The 16,363-nt window shown below is 74.8% G+C and carries 14 protein-coding genes; 10 read left to right on the top strand and 4 right to left on the bottom strand.

Features of this window, described 5'->3' with window-relative positions:
* Nucleotides 1-4: 4 nt before the first annotated feature.
* Both ACFYVJ_RS11460 and ACFYVJ_RS11455 read left to right on the top strand, forming a co-directional pair.
* A complete protein-coding gene (locus ACFYVJ_RS11460) occupies nt 5-1,510 on the top strand; it encodes a NuoM family protein (RefSeq protein WP_388889191.1) in 1,506 nt (501 codons plus the stop codon).
* Between the two features lie 17 nt (nt 1,511-1,527).
* Nucleotides 1,528-2,937 (top strand): NADH-quinone oxidoreductase subunit N, encoded by a 1,410-nt coding sequence (locus tag ACFYVJ_RS11455; protein WP_388889188.1) that lies wholly within the window; start codon nt 1,528-1,530, stop codon nt 2,935-2,937.
* A gap of 66 nt (nt 2,938-3,003) precedes the next feature.
* Here ACFYVJ_RS11455 and ACFYVJ_RS11450 read toward each other — a convergent pair whose 3' ends face one another.
* The 4 genes from ACFYVJ_RS11450 to ACFYVJ_RS11435 form a co-directional block, all read right to left on the bottom strand.
* A complete protein-coding gene (locus ACFYVJ_RS11450) occupies nt 3,004-4,749 on the bottom strand; it encodes a VanW family protein (RefSeq protein ID WP_388889185.1) in 1,746 nt (581 codons plus the stop codon).
* Between the two features lie 130 nt (nt 4,750-4,879).
* A complete protein-coding gene (locus ACFYVJ_RS11445) occupies nt 4,880-5,794 on the bottom strand; it encodes a M56 family metallopeptidase (RefSeq protein ID WP_388889182.1) in 915 nt (304 codons plus the stop codon).
* Entirely contained in the window at nt 5,791-6,159 is a 369-nt protein-coding gene (locus tag ACFYVJ_RS11440) for a BlaI/MecI/CopY family transcriptional regulator (RefSeq protein WP_388889179.1), read from the bottom strand. The genes ACFYVJ_RS11445 and ACFYVJ_RS11440 overlap by 4 nt, the downstream gene beginning before the upstream one ends.
* Before the next feature lie 221 nt (nt 6,160-6,380).
* A complete protein-coding gene (locus tag ACFYVJ_RS11435; protein ID WP_388889177.1) occupies nt 6,381-6,665 on the bottom strand; it encodes a heavy-metal-associated domain-containing protein in 285 nt (94 codons plus the stop codon).
* A 308-nt stretch (nt 6,666-6,973) separates the two neighbouring features.
* Here ACFYVJ_RS11435 and ACFYVJ_RS11430 point away from each other — a divergent pair, with 308 nt between their 5' ends.
* The 8 genes from ACFYVJ_RS11430 (at nt 6,974) to ACFYVJ_RS11395 (ending at nt 16,299) form a co-directional block, all read left to right on the top strand.
* Nucleotides 6,974-10,153 carry an amidohydrolase family protein gene (locus ACFYVJ_RS11430; RefSeq protein WP_388889174.1) on the top strand — a complete coding sequence of 1,060 codons (3,180 nt, stop codon included), beginning with the start codon at nt 6,974-6,976 and terminating at the stop codon, nt 10,151-10,153.
* 197 nt (nt 10,154-10,350) lie between these two features.
* Nucleotides 10,351-10,737 (top strand): hypothetical protein, encoded by a 387-nt coding sequence (locus ACFYVJ_RS11425; protein WP_388889171.1) that lies wholly within the window; start codon nt 10,351-10,353, stop codon nt 10,735-10,737.
* Between the two features lie 159 nt (nt 10,738-10,896).
* The gene (locus ACFYVJ_RS11420) at nt 10,897-11,487 is read left to right on the top strand and encodes a hypothetical protein (protein ID WP_388889169.1); all 591 of its coding nucleotides are present in this window, start codon (nt 10,897-10,899) and stop codon (nt 11,485-11,487) included.
* Between the two features lie 15 nt (nt 11,488-11,502).
* Complete coding sequence (locus ACFYVJ_RS11415) at nt 11,503-12,267, top strand: DsbA family protein (protein WP_388889166.1); 765 nt, start codon at nt 11,503-11,505, stop codon at nt 12,265-12,267.
* Nucleotides 12,264-13,175: a cytochrome c biogenesis CcdA family protein gene (locus tag ACFYVJ_RS11410; RefSeq protein WP_388889163.1), complete on the top strand. Its 912-nt coding sequence runs from the start codon at nt 12,264-12,266 to the stop codon at nt 13,173-13,175. The genes ACFYVJ_RS11415 and ACFYVJ_RS11410 overlap by 4 nt, the downstream gene beginning before the upstream one ends.
* Nucleotides 13,176-13,343: 168 nt before the next feature.
* Nucleotides 13,344-14,126 carry a 2-keto-4-pentenoate hydratase gene (locus ACFYVJ_RS11405; protein WP_388889161.1) on the top strand — a complete coding sequence of 261 codons (783 nt, stop codon included), beginning with the start codon at nt 13,344-13,346 and terminating at the stop codon, nt 14,124-14,126.
* Between the two features lie 189 nt (nt 14,127-14,315).
* Nucleotides 14,316-15,296, top strand: coding sequence for an ABC transporter substrate-binding protein (locus tag ACFYVJ_RS11400; protein ID WP_388889158.1), 981 nt, complete (start codon nt 14,316-14,318; stop codon nt 15,294-15,296).
* 103 nt (nt 15,297-15,399) lie between these two features.
* Nucleotides 15,400-16,299: an ABC transporter permease gene (locus ACFYVJ_RS11395; RefSeq protein WP_388889155.1), complete on the top strand. Its 900-nt coding sequence runs from the start codon at nt 15,400-15,402 to the stop codon at nt 16,297-16,299.
* The last annotated feature ends 64 nt before the right edge of the window (nt 16,300-16,363 follow it).

The raw sequence follows: 16,363 nt of genomic DNA, 5'->3' as shown, positions 1-16,363 counted from the left end.
CCCCGTGCTCACGGCCATCGTCTTCCTCCCCGCCGCCGCGGCAGGCGCGCTGCTGTGCGTGCCGCGCGCCGCCGGCCGCCGGGTCTTCCTCCTCGCCTGGGCCGCCGTGTCCGCCGCCGTCCTCGCGCTGACCGTCGCGCTGTGGCTCGGCTACGACCACGGCGGCGGCATCCAGTACGAGACGCACGCCCGCTGGATCCCCAGCGCCGGCATCGGCTACCACATCGGCGTGGACGGCCTGTCGCTGCCGCTGCTGGCCCTGACCGCCGTCCTCTTCCCGGCCTGCGCGCTGTACGCGCTGCGCGAGACCCGCCGGGTACGGGAGTTCGCCGCCCTCTTCCTCTTCCTGGAGACCACCAGCCTCGGCCTCTTCGCCTCGCTCGACCTCATCCTCTTCTTCGTCTTCTTCGACCTGTCGATCGTCGCGATGTACTTCGTCATCGCCGGCTGGGGCCACCCGGGCGCCGCGCGCGCCGCGCAGAAGTTCTTCCTCTACACCTTCCTCGGCTCGCTCGCGCTGCTCCTCGGCTTCATCGGCCTCTCGCTCGCCGCCACCCCGCACACGTTCGACATCGTCGCGCTGGCCGAGGAGAACCCGCTGGCCGGGCGGTCCGGCTACGGCGCCCTGGTGCTGCTGGCGATCGGCCTCGGCCTGGCGGTCAAGACGCCGACGGTGCCGTTCCACACCTGGCTGCCGCCGGCCCACACCGAAGCCCCCGCGGCCGGTTCCGCGATTCTGGCCGGGGTGCTGCTGAAGATGGGCACGTACGGGTTCCTGCGCATCGCGATGCCGCTGCTGCCGGGGTCGTGGCGCACGTACGCGGCGGTCTTCGTGGTCGTCGGCGTCGTCTCCGTGCTCTACGGGGCGCTGGTGGCCCTGGCGCAGACGGACTTCAAGCGCATGATCGCGTACACGTCGGTGAACCACATGGGTTACATCCTCCTGGCCCTCGGCGCCGCCGCCGCGCTGGGCGAGGACACCGCGGCCGCCCGCCGGCTCGCCGTGACGGGGGCGACGTACCAGATGGTCAGCCACGGGCTGCTGACCGGCGCGCTGTTCCTGCTCGCCGGCGCGCTCCACGAGCGCGGCCGCACGTACGCCATGGGTGCCTACTCCGGCGTCGCCGCCCGCGCCCCGGTCTTCGCCGCGCTCACCGGCGTCGCCGTCTTCGCCTCCCTCGGGCTGCCCGGGTTCTCCGGCTTCATCGCCGAGTTCCAGATCCTCGCCGGCAGCCTCGGCCCGCGCCCGGTGGCGACCGCGCTGGCGGTGCTCGGCATCCTGCTGACCGCCGCGCTGCTGGTACGGGCGCTACAGCGGATCTTCCTCGGCCCGCTGCGGCTGCCGGACTCGCCCGGCACCCCGCGGCCGTTCCCCGACCTGCGCGCACACGAGGCGGCGGCGATCGTCCCGCTGCTGGCGCTCGCCGTCGTGCTCGGCGTCTTCCCGCGCTTCGTCCTCGACGTCATCGAGCCGTTCTCGCGCGGCGTCCTGGAGCTCGTCGCCCGGTGAGCGGGACGGCGAACGGCATGAACGAGAACCCGCTCGACCTGCTGCCCGAAGTGCTCCTGGCCGGCTCCGCCGTGCTCGGCCTGCTGCTCGGCGCCTGGCTGCCGCGGCGGCGGCAGTGGCTGGTCGGCGCGCTCGGCCTGGCGGCGTGTACGGCGGGCATCGCAGCGGCGGCCGTGGCGGCGGGCGGCGGGCCCACGGCCGCCTTCGACGGGGCGTTCGCCGTCGACACGGTGACGTCGACCAGCCGTATCGTCATTCTCGCCGGCACCGTGATCGTGCTGCTGCTCGGCCTCGCCCCGTTCCGCGGCGACGCGCGCGAGAGCGAGTTCCACGTCCTCGTCCAACTCGCCGCCCTCGGTGCCCTGATGCTCGCCGGCGCCCAGGACCTGCTGCTGCTCGCCGCCGCGTACCTGCTGGCGAGCGTGCCCTCGTACACCCTGGCCGGCTTCCGCAAGGACGCCCCCGGCACCGAGGCGGCGCTGAAGTACTTCGTCATGGGCGCGCTGCTCGGCGTCGTCATGCTCGCGGGCATCACCGTGCTGTACGCGGCCGGGCGCGCCAGCGCGTACCCCGCGCTCGGCGACGCGCTGCCGGGCGCCCCGGCCGTCCTCGTGACCGCCGGCACCGTCGGGCTGCTGGCCGGGCTGCTCTTCAAGACCGGCGCCGTGCCGGGACACTTCTGGGTGCCCGACGCCGTCGAGGGCAGCAGTCCGCCCGCGGCCGCGCTGCTCACCACCCTGCCGAAGGTCGGCGCGCTCGCCGCGCTCTACCGGCTGGCTGCCGTGCCGCTCGCCGGCTCCGGGGTGCCCTGGGACGAACTGCTCGCGGTGCTGGCCGCCGCGTCCATGACGCTCGGCAACCTCGCCGCGTTCTTCCAGACCGACGTCAAACGGCTGCTCGCCTACTCCACCGTCAGCCAGGTCGGCTACCTGCTCCTGCCCGTCGCCGTGGCCACCCGCGCCGACGAGGCCCAGCGGGCGCTGCTGTTCTACCTCGCCGGCTACGCGGTGACGAACCTCGGCGCCTTCGCCGTCGTCTGCGCGCTGCCGCACGCCCGCACCCTGGCCGACTACCGCGGGCTCCTGCGCGCCCACCCCGGCCTCGCGCTCAGCCTCGTCGTCTGCCTGCTCGGGCTCCTGGGCACCCCGCCCACCGCGGTCTTCCTCGGCAAGCTGGAGGTCTTCACCGCGGCCGTCGACGGCGGTTACCTCTGGCTCGCCGTCCTCGCCGCGGTCAACACCGTGGCGTCCCTCTTCTACTACCTGCGCTGGATCCGCCCGGCGTTCGCCGGCGCCGCAGGACCCGGCCCGCAGCCGCTCGTCCGGCCCGCCGCCCTGACCGCATACGCCACGGCCGCCGTCTCGGTCGCCCTCGGCGTGGCCGCAGGCCCGGTCCTGGACCTCCTCGAAGGACCGCTCACCCGCTGACCGCTCACCCGCCGACCCGGCACGCGCCGACCGCCCACTCGCCGGCCGGCCGTGCCCGGCGCGGGCTCACTCGCAGGTGACGCTGTCGCGCGGGGTGTACGTCGTCGTGAACGTCTCCCGGTCGACCTCCCGGCCGCCGGACTTGAATATCCGCTCCACCTCGACGTCGAACCCCTCCAGCGGGGTCTGCGGCTCACAGGCGTCTTCGTCGCCCTTGCGGGTGCCCGCCTCCACCACGTTGGTCCGCGGACCCTTGACCGACTCGATCTCGTCGTACTTCCTGGTGCCGAGGAAGGAGATCGTCACGGAGTCCTCCGTAGCGCTCGCCTCCACGTAGATGGCGTTGCCCGAGTCGTTCCGGAACTTGAGGTCGAGGCTGCCCCAGGCCACGGTCGCCTCCCGCCCCTCCGGGTAGCGCTCGATGTAGAAGGAGTGCGCCCCGTACTCCTCGAAGTCGACGCCCGCGAAGAAGGCGGCGTTGAAGACGGTGGTCGCGACCGCCGAGACCCCGCCGCCGGTGGCCCGCGTGTACTTGCCGTCCAGGATCATGATCCCCTCGACGAACCCGTTGGCCTCCGTCCGCTCGCCCACGGTGTCGTTGAAGCTCCAGGTCCCGTCCGGGAGCACCACCGAGCCGTCGATCAGCTTCGCGGCCTGGCCGACGTTCTGCGTGCGGTACGGGGCCGGGGGGAACTCGACGGTGAAGCTGGACATCTGCTCCTTGATGCCCAGCCGGCCGGCGCTCTCGCCGGTGAGCTGCGGCTGGTCGACCCGGGTGGCCACCGGCCCCGTACGGGCCTGTGCACCCTCCTCCGGCAGGAGCTTCAGCACGGCCTTCGCCAGCGCCGTGCGCGTGATCTCGCGGCCCTCGGTCGCCTCGGAGGCCACCACGACCTGCTCGCCGTCCCAGCGCAGCCGGGCGTTCTCGGCCTCGCCGCCGACCTGCCCGACCTGGGCCGCCACCTCGGGGGCGCGGAAGAGCCCGCGGCCGTCGAGCCGGGGCGTCAGCCGGTCCGAGTCGTCCGGCTCCATCGCGAGGTGCTCGCCCAGCACCTCCGGCGCTATCTCGATCTCCCCGCCGCCCGTGACGGTGAGCGTCACGGGACCGGACATGGCGGGAGCGGCGAACCCGGCCATGGCGCGGTCGACTTCCGCCGCGCCGACCTTGGGCTCGGTCTCGCGCACCGGGAGCACCAGCGGGTCGTCCTCCCGGTCCGGGGCGGCGTCCTCCAGCTCCGCCAGCGCCCCGTCCACGTCGAGCGACCTGCCGGCACGCGGCTGCACGGCCGCGGGTTCGCCGTCGTGGAAGGCGATCGAGCCGTCGCGCACCTTGCGGTCGTACGACTCGGCGAGGCCGGCGAGCGCCGCGCGGCCCTTCTCCCCGTCCACGCGGACCACCGGCTCGACGTCACCGCCGCCCCCGGAGAAGAGCCGGCCTATGACGGTCAGCGGGCCGGACCCCGACTGCGCGGCGTCGTCCACGGTCGCCTCGGCGTCCAGCGTGACGCCCGCCGCCCGGGAGTCCAGCTCGCCGGCCTCGCCGCCCATGCGCACGGGCAGGCGGTCCGGTACGAGCTCCGCCCTGTTCCGCTCCAGCTTCTCCTGGGCCGCCGCGCGGCTCATGCCCCCTATGTCGAGGTCGAGCACGCGGGTCCCTGAGGGTATGTCGTCACCGCCTACCAGCAGGCCGAGGACGTAGAGGAAACCGAAGACGACCGCGACGGCCGCGGCCGCGACGCCCGCCACCAGCGGGGGGCGGAAACGGCCGGCGGGCGGGCTGTCGGGCGCCTCGCGACCCGGGGAACGGAGCACGAACTCTCCTCTGCGTGGCTCGACCTCTGGCCGTCGGCTGTTTTCCGCTAAGAACCTTAGCGGACGTCTCTGACAGCCCGGCCGGGCGGGGTGGCGGTGGTGGACGGGGTCCGGCTGCCGCTGTCCGCGCTCAGCCCAGCGCCGGGCCGCAGGCCAGCAGCAGCGGCGGTAACGGGGCGGCGAGGGAGGCGGCGACCAGGCTCCAGCCGGTGGCGCGGCCCGGCTCGTGCGGCGGCGCCAGCATCCGGCGCAGCCGGATCAGCGCCCCCGGGCCGCCGGCGCCGACCGCCGCCTCCGGGGCCTGGCCCGCCGCGACCTCGTACATCGCGCTCGCCAGGACGTCGCGCGGGTGCGAGGACATCGCCCGGTCGTCCGCGGTCATCTCCAGCAGCAGCGCGGTCTGTTCGCGGCCCAGCCTGGCCAGCGGCAGGCCGGGGAACGCGCGCTGGAACGCCCGGGTGGTGGCGAGCAGCAGGTGGTGGCGGCCGTCGAGGTGCGCGCGCTCGTGCGCCAGAACGGCGCGCAACTCCGCATCGGTCAGCGCGTCGAGCGCGCCCTGTGTCACCACGATGCGCCGGGATCTGCCGGGCAGGCAGTAGACGGCCGCGGCGGGGTGGTCCACCACCGTCACCCCGTACTCCGGGTCCTGGCGGCCGACGAGCGCGAGCATGCCGAGGGAGCGGCGCCGCGCGCGTGCCGTCTGCCGCAGGCAGTGCAGCAGCCAGCCGGTCGGTACGAGGACGACGACGAGCGGCGGCAGCAGGAGCAGGGCGTCCGCCGGGGCCGGCGCGGGGCCGCCGGTGGCGGCCCGGGACAGACCGCAGACGCCGAGCAGCCCGGCGAGGCCGCCGTGCATGTGCTGCCCGGCGAGGGCCAGTTGGTGGACCGCCGACGCGGCGGTGACGACGAACGCCGCCATCAGCCCCTGCCAGACGACCACCGCGGCCTTCGGCGCCCGGTACGCCCACCGCGCGCCGGCCAGCGCGTACGGTGCCACCGCCCCGGCGAGGGCGGCGTACGCGGCCAGCGCGAGGACGGTGGTCACGGGCCGGTCCGCCGCTTCGCCGACCGCAGGGCGGAGCGCAGCGCGTCGGCGTCCGCCGTCGACATCTGCGCCACGAAGCTCATCAGCGCGCCGGCCGGGTCGGGGTTGCTGCCGAGCGCGTCCTGCATCAGCGCGGCGGTGTACTCCTGGCGGGTCAGCGTGGGCTCGTACACCCAGGCCCTGCCGTCCTTGGCGCGCCGGAGGACGCCCTTGCGGTGGAGGATGTCGGCGACGGTCTTGACCGTGCTGTAGGCGAGGGGCCGCGTCTTGTTCAGGTCCGCGAGGACGTCGCGCGCCGTCGCGGGCCGCCCCCAGCCCCAGAGGCGTTCCATGATCTCCGCCTCCAGCTCACCCAGACGTCGCACGCTCGCTCCCTTCGGGCCCGGCCCGGCGGTGGGCCGCGGCATCGGCGCGGCCTCATCGTAGTCGTCGCGCCGGCCGGGAACCGGGCCGGAGCGTCTACGGCCGTTAAGGAAGTTAGCGTTTCGCGGGCGGGAGGCCGCGTCAAGCGGGGGCTCGCGCTCCGGCGTTGGGGGAAAAGGCCGCGGGCCGGGCGGTGGGATCACCGCCCGGCCCGCGGTGCGGATCAGGCCCGGCCCACCAGCTCGTAGCCCGCCTCCTCGACCGCGCCGCGCACCTGCGCGTCGTCGAGCGCCGCGCCCGCCTGGACGGAGACCGTCCCGGTGGCGGCGTCGGCCTTGACGGAGGTCACGCCGGGGAGGGCGGAGATCTCCTTGGTGACGGACGCCTCGCAGTGCGCGCACGTCATGCCGCTGACGGTGAAGACGGTGCCGGTCTGCGGGGTGGCGGCCCCGGTGGTGGCGCCGCCGCAACTGCCGTCGGTGGAGCAGCAGGAGTTGCCTTCGCTCATGGTTCTTCCTCCGGAATGACAGGTGGAACGCGAGGGGCGTGTGCCGCACTCACCCGGCCGAGGGTAATACCCCTAGGGGGTATTCGCAAGTCGCTGCCCGGTCTCCGCCGGAAGCCGGCGGCGGCCGGGCGCCGGGGCATCATCCGCCCCACGGGCACCGGTAGGCGGTCTACAACGCCTGCGTTCCGCGGCGTACAACTGACAGACGGGCGTTCCGCAGGACCGCCCGCTCGATCGGTCCCTCTTGCCCTGAACTCCTCCGTATCGTCCCGTACTGCTCCTGTACCGTACGAGTCCCGGGAGGACCCTTGGACGCCGAGCTCTTCGACCTCTCCCGCCGCCGCTTCCTCCAGGCCACGGCCGCCGCCACCGCGGTCACCGCCGGCGCCGTCCTCGACACCCCGGCCGCCGCCGCCGCACCGCGCGCCGCCGCCGGCACCCTCTCCTTCACCGCCGCCACCAACGGCTCCGCCACCCTCGCCCCGGCCGGCGACCACCTGGTCGCCGAAGTGCAGAACGTCCTGTGGTCGATCCCTCGAAAGGGTGGCAAGGCGACCGCCCTGACCACCGCGGGACTGGAGCCCAACCGCCCGCAGTTCGCGCCCGACGGCAGCCGCCTGGTCGTGTGCGCCTACCGCGGCGGCGGCTTCCACCTGTGGACCCTGCGGCCCGACGGCTCCGGGCTCACCCAGCTCACCGACGGGCCCCACGACGACCGCGCGCCCGCCTGGTCGCCCGACGGCAGCCGTATCGCGTTCTGCTCGGAGCGCGGCGGCGACCCGGTGGCCGGCAGCCCGTACCGCATCTGGATCCTCACGGTCGCCAGCGGCGAACTCGCCCAGGTCACCGGGCTCCCCGACCAGCAGGGCCCCCACCAGGGCGGCGCCTGGGAGGACTTCGACCCGGCCTGGTCGCCGGACGGCGCGCGGGTGTTCTTCGTCCGCGCCGCGGTCGGCGCGGGCGGCACGCTCACGGCCCGCACCGTCGCCTCCGCGGCCGCGGACGGCCCGGGGGAGGTGCGCACCGAGCACACCGAGACCACCGAGGCGCAGGTGATGACCCCGGCGGTCGGCCCTGACGGGCGGCTCGCGTATCTCCGTACGACCGCCGCGCCTTCGGCGTCGTGCACGCTCGTCGTCGACGGCGCGCCCGTCGACCTCGGCGACGCGGACGTGTCGCCCGTACCGCCCCGCTGGATCTCCGGCGACGCGCTGCTGCTCACCGCCGGCGGCCAGTTCCGCATCGTGAACCCCGCGGCCCCCGCCGGTCCGGAGACGATCCCCTTCGCCGCCGCGCTGCCCGTCGAGCGCCGGCGGTACCGCACCAAGGCGTACGACTTCGCCGACGGCGGCGTCCGCCGGGTACGCGCCGTCCACCTGCCCGCGCTGTCGCCCGACGGCCGCAGCCTGGCGTTCTGCGCCCTCGGCGCGCTCTGGACCGCGGACGTCACCGGCGGCGGCAAGCCGCGCAAGGTCCTCCAGGCGGAGAAGACCCGCTACGTGCTCGCCCCCGCCTGGACCCCCGACGGCCGCGGCCTGGTCTACGCCGACGACCGTGACGGCCTCTTCGCCGTCCGCCGCCGCGACCTCGACTCCGGCGAGGAGACCGTACTCGCCGCGGGCGGCCGGGTCTTCCCCGCGCTCTCCCCGGACGGTACGCGGCTCGCGTGCGTCGACATGACCGGCAACCTCGTCGTCACCGACCTCGGCTCCGGCACGGAGAAGGTGCTCGCCGCGCCGCTGGGCGCGGGCGGGCTGCCGGGCCGGCCGAGCTGGTCACCGGACGGGCGCTACCTCGCGCTCTGCGACCGCAACCGGCTCAACCAGCGCTTCCGCGAGGGCTACAACCTCATCCGCCTCGTCGACGCCGCCACCGGAGCCGCCCGGCTCCACCCCGTCGCCCCGCACACCTCGATCTCCGACCGCTACGACTCGGGACCCGTCTGGTCGCCGGACGGCCGGTGGCTGGCGGTGGTCGCGGAGTCCGCGCTGTGGCTGCTGCCCGTACGGCCCGACGGCACCCCGGACGGCGCCCCGCGGCAACTGACCGACGAGGCCGCCGACCACCCGTCGTTCTCCGGCGACGGCCGGCGGGTGGCGTACCTGTCGGCGGGGCGCGTCCGCATCGCCGACGTCGCCACCGGCGCCGCCCGCACGGTCCGCATCCCGCTCGACTACCGCCGCCCCGTCGCCCCCGACACCGTCGTCCACGCCGGGCGGCTCTGGGACGGCACCTCCGACGCCGTACGCGACGACGCCGACGTCGTCATCCGCCGCGGCCGCGTGACCGCCGTCGAACCGCACCGCGCGGGACGCCCCGCCGAGCGCCGCGTCGACGCCTCCGCGCGGACCGTCATCCCCGGGCTCTGGGACGCCCACATCCACCCCTGGCAGTCCACCTACGGCGGCCGGCAGACCGCGCTGCAACTCGCGTACGGCATCACCACCGCCGTGTCGCTGGGCGGCTTCGCCTACGAACAGGCCCGCATCCGCGAGGCCGCCGACGCCGGAGAACTGGCGGGCCCCCGGCTGCTGGCCACCGGCGAACTGCTCGACGGCGCGCGGGTCGCGTACAGCATGGGCCGCGCCCACGGCACCCGGGCCGGGCTGCGCCGTTCGCTGGCGCGGGCGGAGGGGCTGGACTGGGACTTCGTCAAGACCTATGTCCGTGCGCCCGGTTGGGTGATGGCGGAGGCGGCGGCGTTCGCGCACGAGCGGCTGGGGGTGCGCAGCGGAAGCCACCTGTGCTCGCCGGGCATACAGCTCGGCCAGGACCTGACGACGCATCTGCAGGCCACGCAGCGGCTGGAGTTCGGCCACGCGACGACGGCCTCGGGGCGCGCGTACGCCGATCTCGTCGACATCTACGCCGCCACCGGCGACTTCCACCTCATCGGCACCCCTTTCACCGCGCTCCCGCTGCTCGGCGCCGACCCCGCGCTGGCCGCGGACCCGCGGGTGACGGTCCTGATGCCCCCGTGGGACACCGCGGCCGTCGTCCAGCGCGCCGGGCAGCCGCCCAGCGAGGCGGAGTTGCGGACCCTGGCCACCGAGACGGACGTCTACCGCCGCATCCTGGCCGCGGACGGCGTCGTCGCCCTCGGCACCGACCAGCCGCTCGTCCCCGTGGGCCTCCACCTCCACCTCGCCCTGCGCGCCCTGCACCGCGCGGGCCTCTCCCCGGCCGAGGCACTCCGCACCGCCACGGTGCTCCCGGCCCGCGCCTTCGGCGCGGCGAAGGACCTCGGCACGCTGGAGCCGGGCAAGTTCGCCGACGTGACGGTGGTCGACGGCGACCCGTTCACGGACTTCGCGACGCTGGTGCGCACGGAGTCGGTGCTGCGGGGCGGCAGGCCGTTCGCGCAGGAGGACCTGGTGGGCTCCTTCGAGCCGCGGGCGGCCCCGCGCGCGGATGCGGACGCGGATGTGGACTGGCTGGACGTCGGCCGCCTCATGCGCCGCGACGGCTGCTGCGACACGGGCCTGTAGCCCACCGCAATCCGGGCCCGGCTCTCCCCGCGGGGAGAGCCGGGCCCATCCTGGTGCGGAACGCCGGCGCGGGGGCCGGGGACAGGGGAGGAGCGGCGGCTCGGTAGGGGGCCTGACCGGGGGTTTTCCGCTGTCGGCAGGCCGCTGGGCAGGGCGGGCGTGGTCTAATGAGTGCGCCCCCGACCCTGAGGACCAGCATGACCGCCACCCTCCCGCGCGCGGCCGTCCGCGCGCTCGTGGTGGTGCTGGCGGCGCTGATCTCCCTGGCCTGCGCCCCGGTGGCGCAGTCCGCCGCCGGTGCGTCCGCGGCGGACTCCCGCGGGGCCGTGAGCGCGCCGCGGGACGCCGCTTCCGAGCAGGTGTCCGCGGGCGACGAGCGGGACGCCCCCGGGTGCCGGAAGTCCGGCAAGGCCGTGCAGCAGTCGGTGCCGAGCGTCCGGGCGGGCAGCGACCAGGGCGTCGTCTCGTACGCGGTACGGGACACGCGGGCGGCCGGTGCGGCCGCGGACTCCGGCGCGGCGGCGGCCCAGGGCCGGACACCGCCGGGGCCGGACATAGCGCGACTGACGGTGCTGCGGCTGTAGGAGGCGCCGCGGCCGGCTCGGCGTACGCAGGAACCCGTACCGCGAGCCGCCGCTGCCGCCTTGCCGCCTGCGCGCCGCCCACCCGCTCCGTTCGAAGGACGACGGTCCCGCGCGCACGCGGATCTTCCGCGTATCCCCGACTCGACCGCAGGACACCTCATGCCCTTCTTCCGTAACCGCGTGCGCCTCGCGCTGCGCACGCTCGCCCTCTGGGGCGCCGCCCGCCGGCTCACCGCCGCCGTCGCGGCGGCGGCCACCGCCCTGGCGATCGGGCTGCCGACCGCCCTCGTCCCCAACCCCGTCTTCGGCCGCGAGATCGCGCCGGAGTGGTGGAGCTACCCGGTGCTGGCCGCCACCGCCCTGCTCGCCGGGGTAGTGCTGGCCACGTACGTCCGCCGGCCGGAGGCACCGCACGGGCCCGGACGCGGCTCCCGGCTGGGGGCGGCGGGCGGCGTGCTGTCGTTCCTGGCCGTCGGCTGCCCGGTCTGCAACAAGCTCGTCCTCGTCGCCCTGGGCACGTCCGGCGCGCTGTCCTACTGGGCCCCGCTGCAGCCCCTGATCGGCGTCGGCTCCGTGCTGCTCCTCGCGGTCGCCGCGGTGCAGCGGCTGGCCGGCGAGGCGGCGTGCGCCACCGGCACCGCGCCGGCCGTGCCGGCCGCGCCGGCCGCGGCGGCCCCCGAACGCACCGCCACCTCGCCGGGCGCGGCCCCCGCCGAGCCCACCGCCACCCCCTCCGAACCGACGCGCTGACCCGGGAGCCACCCCATGAACACCGACACCAGCAAGCGCACCCGCAAGGCGTCCACCCTCGTCGTCGCCCTGATCCTCGCCGCCGCCCTCGGCCTCGGCTCCCTCTCCCTCTTCGCGGGAGCGGGCTCCGACTCCGGCTCCGCCGGCGGCCGTACGGCGGACGCCGACCCCGGCGGCGACGCCGAGAAGGACGCGCCGTCCGCACAGGACCGCGCGCTGCTCGCCCTCCAGCGGCGTGCCGCCGGGGACCCGATGGCCCTGGGGAAGAAGGACGCGCCGGTGGTCCTCATCGAGTACTCCGACTTCCAGTGCCCGTTCTGCGGCAAGTTCGCCCGCGACACCAAGCCCGAGCTGGTCGAGAAGTACGTGGCCGCGGGCGTGCTGCGGATCGAGTGGCGCCACTTCCCGATCTTCGGCGACGAGTCGCAGGCAGCCGCGCAGGCCGGCTGGGCGGCCGGGCAGCAGGGCCGGTTCTGGGAGTTCCACGACGTGGCCTACGGCGAGGAGCGGAAGAAGAACAGCGGCGAGTTCGCCGACGACGAACTGATCGCCATGGCCGAGCAGGCCGGGGTGAAGAACCTGGCGCGGTTCGAGCGGGACATGGCGGGCGCGGCGGCCGAGAAGGCCGTGGGCGGTGACGCGGCCGAGGGCCGGAACCTCGGCGTGACCAGCACCCCCGCCTTCCTCGTCAACACCACACCCGTGCTGGGCGCCCAGCCCACCGAGGTCTTCGAAGAGGCCGTCGACGAGGCCCGCAAGGCGGCGGCGGAGGCGGAGTGAGCGCGGACATCGGCTACCTCACCGCCTTCCTCGGCGGCCTGCTCGCCCTCCTCAGCCCGTGCAGCGCGCTGCTGCTGCCCTCCTTCTTCGCCTACTCCATCAGCGGCGCCGGCCGCCTCCTGGCCCGTACCGGGATCTTCTACGCCGGGCTGTGCACCACCCTGGTGCCGCTCGGCGTGGCCGGCTCGTTCGCCAGCAGGCTCTTCTACGGCCACCGCGAGCTGCTGATCGCCGTCGGCGGCTGGACGGTCGTCGCGCTGGGCGTGGCCCAGTTCTTCGGCTTCGGCTTCGGCTCGCGGCGGATGCAGCAGGCCGCGGGGCGGATCCGGCCGGAGTCGGCGGTGAGCGTGTACGCGCTGGGCGCGGTGTACGGCTTCGCCGGGTTCTGCGCCGGGCCGATCCTGGGGTCAGTGCTGACGGTGTCGGCGCTCGGCGGCGACACCGTGTACGGCGGGGTGCTCCTCGCCTTCTACGCCCTGGGCATGGCGGCGCCGCTGTTCGTACTCGCCGTCCTGTGGCACCGGTTCGACCTGGGCCGCCGGAGATGGCTGCGCGGGCGGGCGGTCCGCGTCGGGAAGCTGGAGCTGCACTCGACGCAGATGCTCTCCGGCGCCCTGTTCGTCGTCCTGGGCGCGGTGTTCCTGGCGTTCGACGGCACCGGCGCGCTGCCCGGCGCGGTCGGCGTGGAGGACGAGTTCGCGCTGGAGCAGTGGACCCGGGAGGTGGGTTCCGCCGTACCCGACGTGGTGCTCGTCGCCGTGGCGGCGGCGGTCGCCCTGGCCGTCGCGGCGGTCGGCCGGCGCCGGAGCCGAGCGACGCGGAACACCGCTGACGTGCAAGGGGAGTTGCCGGCGGGGGAGGGAACGGCGCACGGCAGCAACGCGGGTGGCGCGGGGATCCGGAGCTGACCCGCTCCGCCGCCGGTGCCCGGGCACCGGCGGCGGCGGGTCCCAGAACTCATTGCTATCAATCTATTGATTGCAATGTTTTCATGTCCCATACTCAGGGACCAACGCGCACCGCGTTGATCGATGCGGCCGTTCCCACGGCCGCGTGTCCGGGAGGGAGGCGGGGCCATGAGCGTATGGACGGTCGAGCGCACCGTCGGCGAACTGCTCCGCCGCGAGCGGGAGCGTCGCGACGGCGGGCGGATCACCGACGAGTGGCCCGGCCTCGACCTGGACACGGCATACCGCGCACAGGACGAGCTGCTGGCCCGCAAGGTCGCCGCTGGGGAGCGGGTCGTCGGCGTCAAGCTGGGGCTGACGTCCGCCGCGAAGCAGCGGCGGATGGGCATCGACGCCCCGCTGACCGGCTGGCTCACCGACGCGATGGTGCTGCCTGCGGGAGCGCCCGTACCGCTGGCGGAGACCATCCACCCGCGCGTCGAGCCCGAGATCGTCTTCACCCTGGGCCGGCGGCTCGCAGGGCCAGGGGTGACGGAGGCGAGCGCGCTCGCCGCCGTCGCGGAGGTACGCGCCGGGTTCGAGGTCATCGACAGCCGCTACCGAGACTTCAGCTTCGCCCTTCCCGACGTCGTCGCCGACAACGCCTCGTCCTGCCGGTTCACCGTCTCCGCGGACCCCGTGGACCCGGCGGGACTCGACCTCGCCGCCGAGGTCTGCCGGCTCACCGTCGACGGCGAGGTCGTCGACACCGCCACCGGCGCGGCCGTCCAGGGCCATCCGGCCCGGGCGCTCGCGCTCGCCGCCAACGCCCTGTCCCGGCGCGGTATCGCCCTCGAAGCAGGGTGGACCGTGCTCACCGGCGGGCTCACCGACGCCGTCTTCGTCGAATCCGGGCGGACGATCTCCGCCGAGTTCGCGACGCTCGGCACCGTCACCGCCGTCGGCGGCTGAGGCGCCGCACCACCCACCGCGCCCCGCCCCGACCCCGTTCTTCCCCTACGGGCCCCGCCCCCCGCCGCCGTACCCGGCGCCCGGCCCGTCCGCACGCCTACGTCATCCCCCTCGCCCGCCGTCCCCGCCGTGCCCGTAGCGGCCGCCGACGGCTACCCCATCGATCGTTCACGCAGCAGGGAGTCCGGTATGTCGTCATTGCGCCGTCGTCACAGAGCCCTCTCCATAGCGGCCGGGGCCGCTCTCCTCCTCACCGCAGCGACCGCATGCGGCTCGGACGGCGGGGGAGAGGACACCGGGTCGGGACCCACGGACATCACCCTCGGGGTCATCCCCATCATCGACATCGCCCCCGTCAAGCTCGGCATCGAGAAGGGCTTCTTCAAGGAGCAGGACCTCAACCCGACGCTGCAGAACTCCCAGGGCGGCGCCGCGATCACCCCCGCGGTCGTCAGCGGCGACTACCAGTTCGGCTACTCCAACATCGTCAGCCTCCTCATCGCCAAGAGCGAGGGGGTGCCGGTCACGATGCTCTCGGTCGGCGCGCGCGCCTCCGACGACGTGCTCGACGACGGCTCCGGCCAGCTCATGACCAAGGACGACGGCATCGAGGACGTCGCCGACCTGGAGGGCAAGACCATCGCCGTCAACACCCTCCTCGGCATCAACGAGGTCGCCGTACGCGCCAGCCTGGAGGACGCGGGACTGGACCGGGACGCCGCCAAGCTCGTCGAGGTGCCCATCCCCGACATGCCCGCCGCGCTCGACAAGGGCAACGTCGACGCCGCCATGCTGAGCGAGCCGTTCATCAGCATCGTGGAGAAGGACGGCGGGCACGCGCTGCCCGTCAGCTACGCCGGTATGGGCAAGCAGCTCCCGTTCGCGGGCTGGTTCGCCTCCGAGTCGTACGCGGGCAAGAACCCCGAGGTCGTCGAGCGCTTCACCAAGGCGTTGCAGAAGTCCCTGCGCTACGCCGAGGAGCACCCGGACGAGGCGCGCGCCGTGCTCAACACCTACCTCGACCTCGACCAGGGCCTCACCGACGACCTGACGCTCCCCGGCTGGAACCCCGAGTCCGACCGCGACGAGATCGCCGGGCTGGCCCAACTGACCGCCGACGCCGGTCTGATCGACAACCTCGACCCGCTGGACGACCTGCTCGCCGACTGAGTGCCGCACCCCCGCCGGCCGCGTGCGCCGGCCGGGCCGCCGCAGGCCCCTGCTCTGCCCCGAGGAGCACCGACCCACCAGCCCCAGAGATGCCGGAGAAGACGTGAGAGTTCACCAGAGCGCCGACACCGGGCCGCCGCCCGCGCCGTCGCCGGCGGCGGACCGGCCCCCCGACCCGCCCGCCGCGGCCGTCCCCGCCCCCGCCGCACCCTCGCCCGCGGCCCGGCTGAAGGCCGTGCCCGACGCCGCGCTCGGCGTCCTCGGCATCGTCCTGTTCGCCGGTGTGCTGGAGCTGCTGCCGCGGGTGGGCGCGGTGCCCGCGAAGTACCTGCCGCCGTTCAGCGAGATGGTCCGCGCGCTCGGCGACGAGCTGGGCACGTCGGTCTTCTGGACCGCCCTGCTCGACACCGTGGAGGGCTGGGGGTACGGGCTGGCCATCGCCCTGGTTGCCGGCACGGTGCTGGGGCTGGTGATCGGCGGCGTCGAGGTGCTGCGCAGGGCCACCGCGTCCACCATCGAGTTCCTGCGGCCGATCCCCTCGGTGGCGCTGATACCCCTGGCAGTGCTCGTGCTGGGCACCGGGCTCGGCTCGACGCTGCTGCTGGTGGTCTACGCGGCCTTCTGGCCCGTGCTCCTCCAGGTGCTCAGCGGCGTCCGCGACGTCGACCCGGTCGCCCGCGACACCGCCGTCGGCTACGGCTTCTCGCCCTGGGCGCGGCTGCGTTACGTGGTGTGGCCCACCACGCTGCCGTACCTGATGACCGGGCTGCGGCTGGCCGCCTCCGTGGCGCTGATCCTGGCCGTCAGCTCGCAGCTCATCATCGGCAGCCCCGGGCTCGGCAGCGAGATCGCCCGCGCACAGTCCAGCAACGCCATCCCGCGGATGTACGCGCTCGTGCTGGTGGCCGGCGCGCTCGGGGTCTGCGTGAACGTGCTGGCCCGGCTGCTGGAGCGGCGCGTGCTGTCCTGGCACACCTCGGTGCGGACGGAGGCGGGCGCGTGAGCGGCATCTCCGGAACGAAGCCCGCGAAGGGCGAGCAGCCTGTGAACCCTGTGAAACCCGTGAC

The sequence above is a fragment of the Streptomyces sp. NPDC004134 genome (assembly GCF_042874195.1).
In the GTDB taxonomy this organism is placed as follows: domain Bacteria; phylum Actinomycetota; class Actinomycetes; order Streptomycetales; family Streptomycetaceae; genus Streptomyces.
This window is presented reverse-complemented; position numbering and strand designations above follow the sequence as displayed.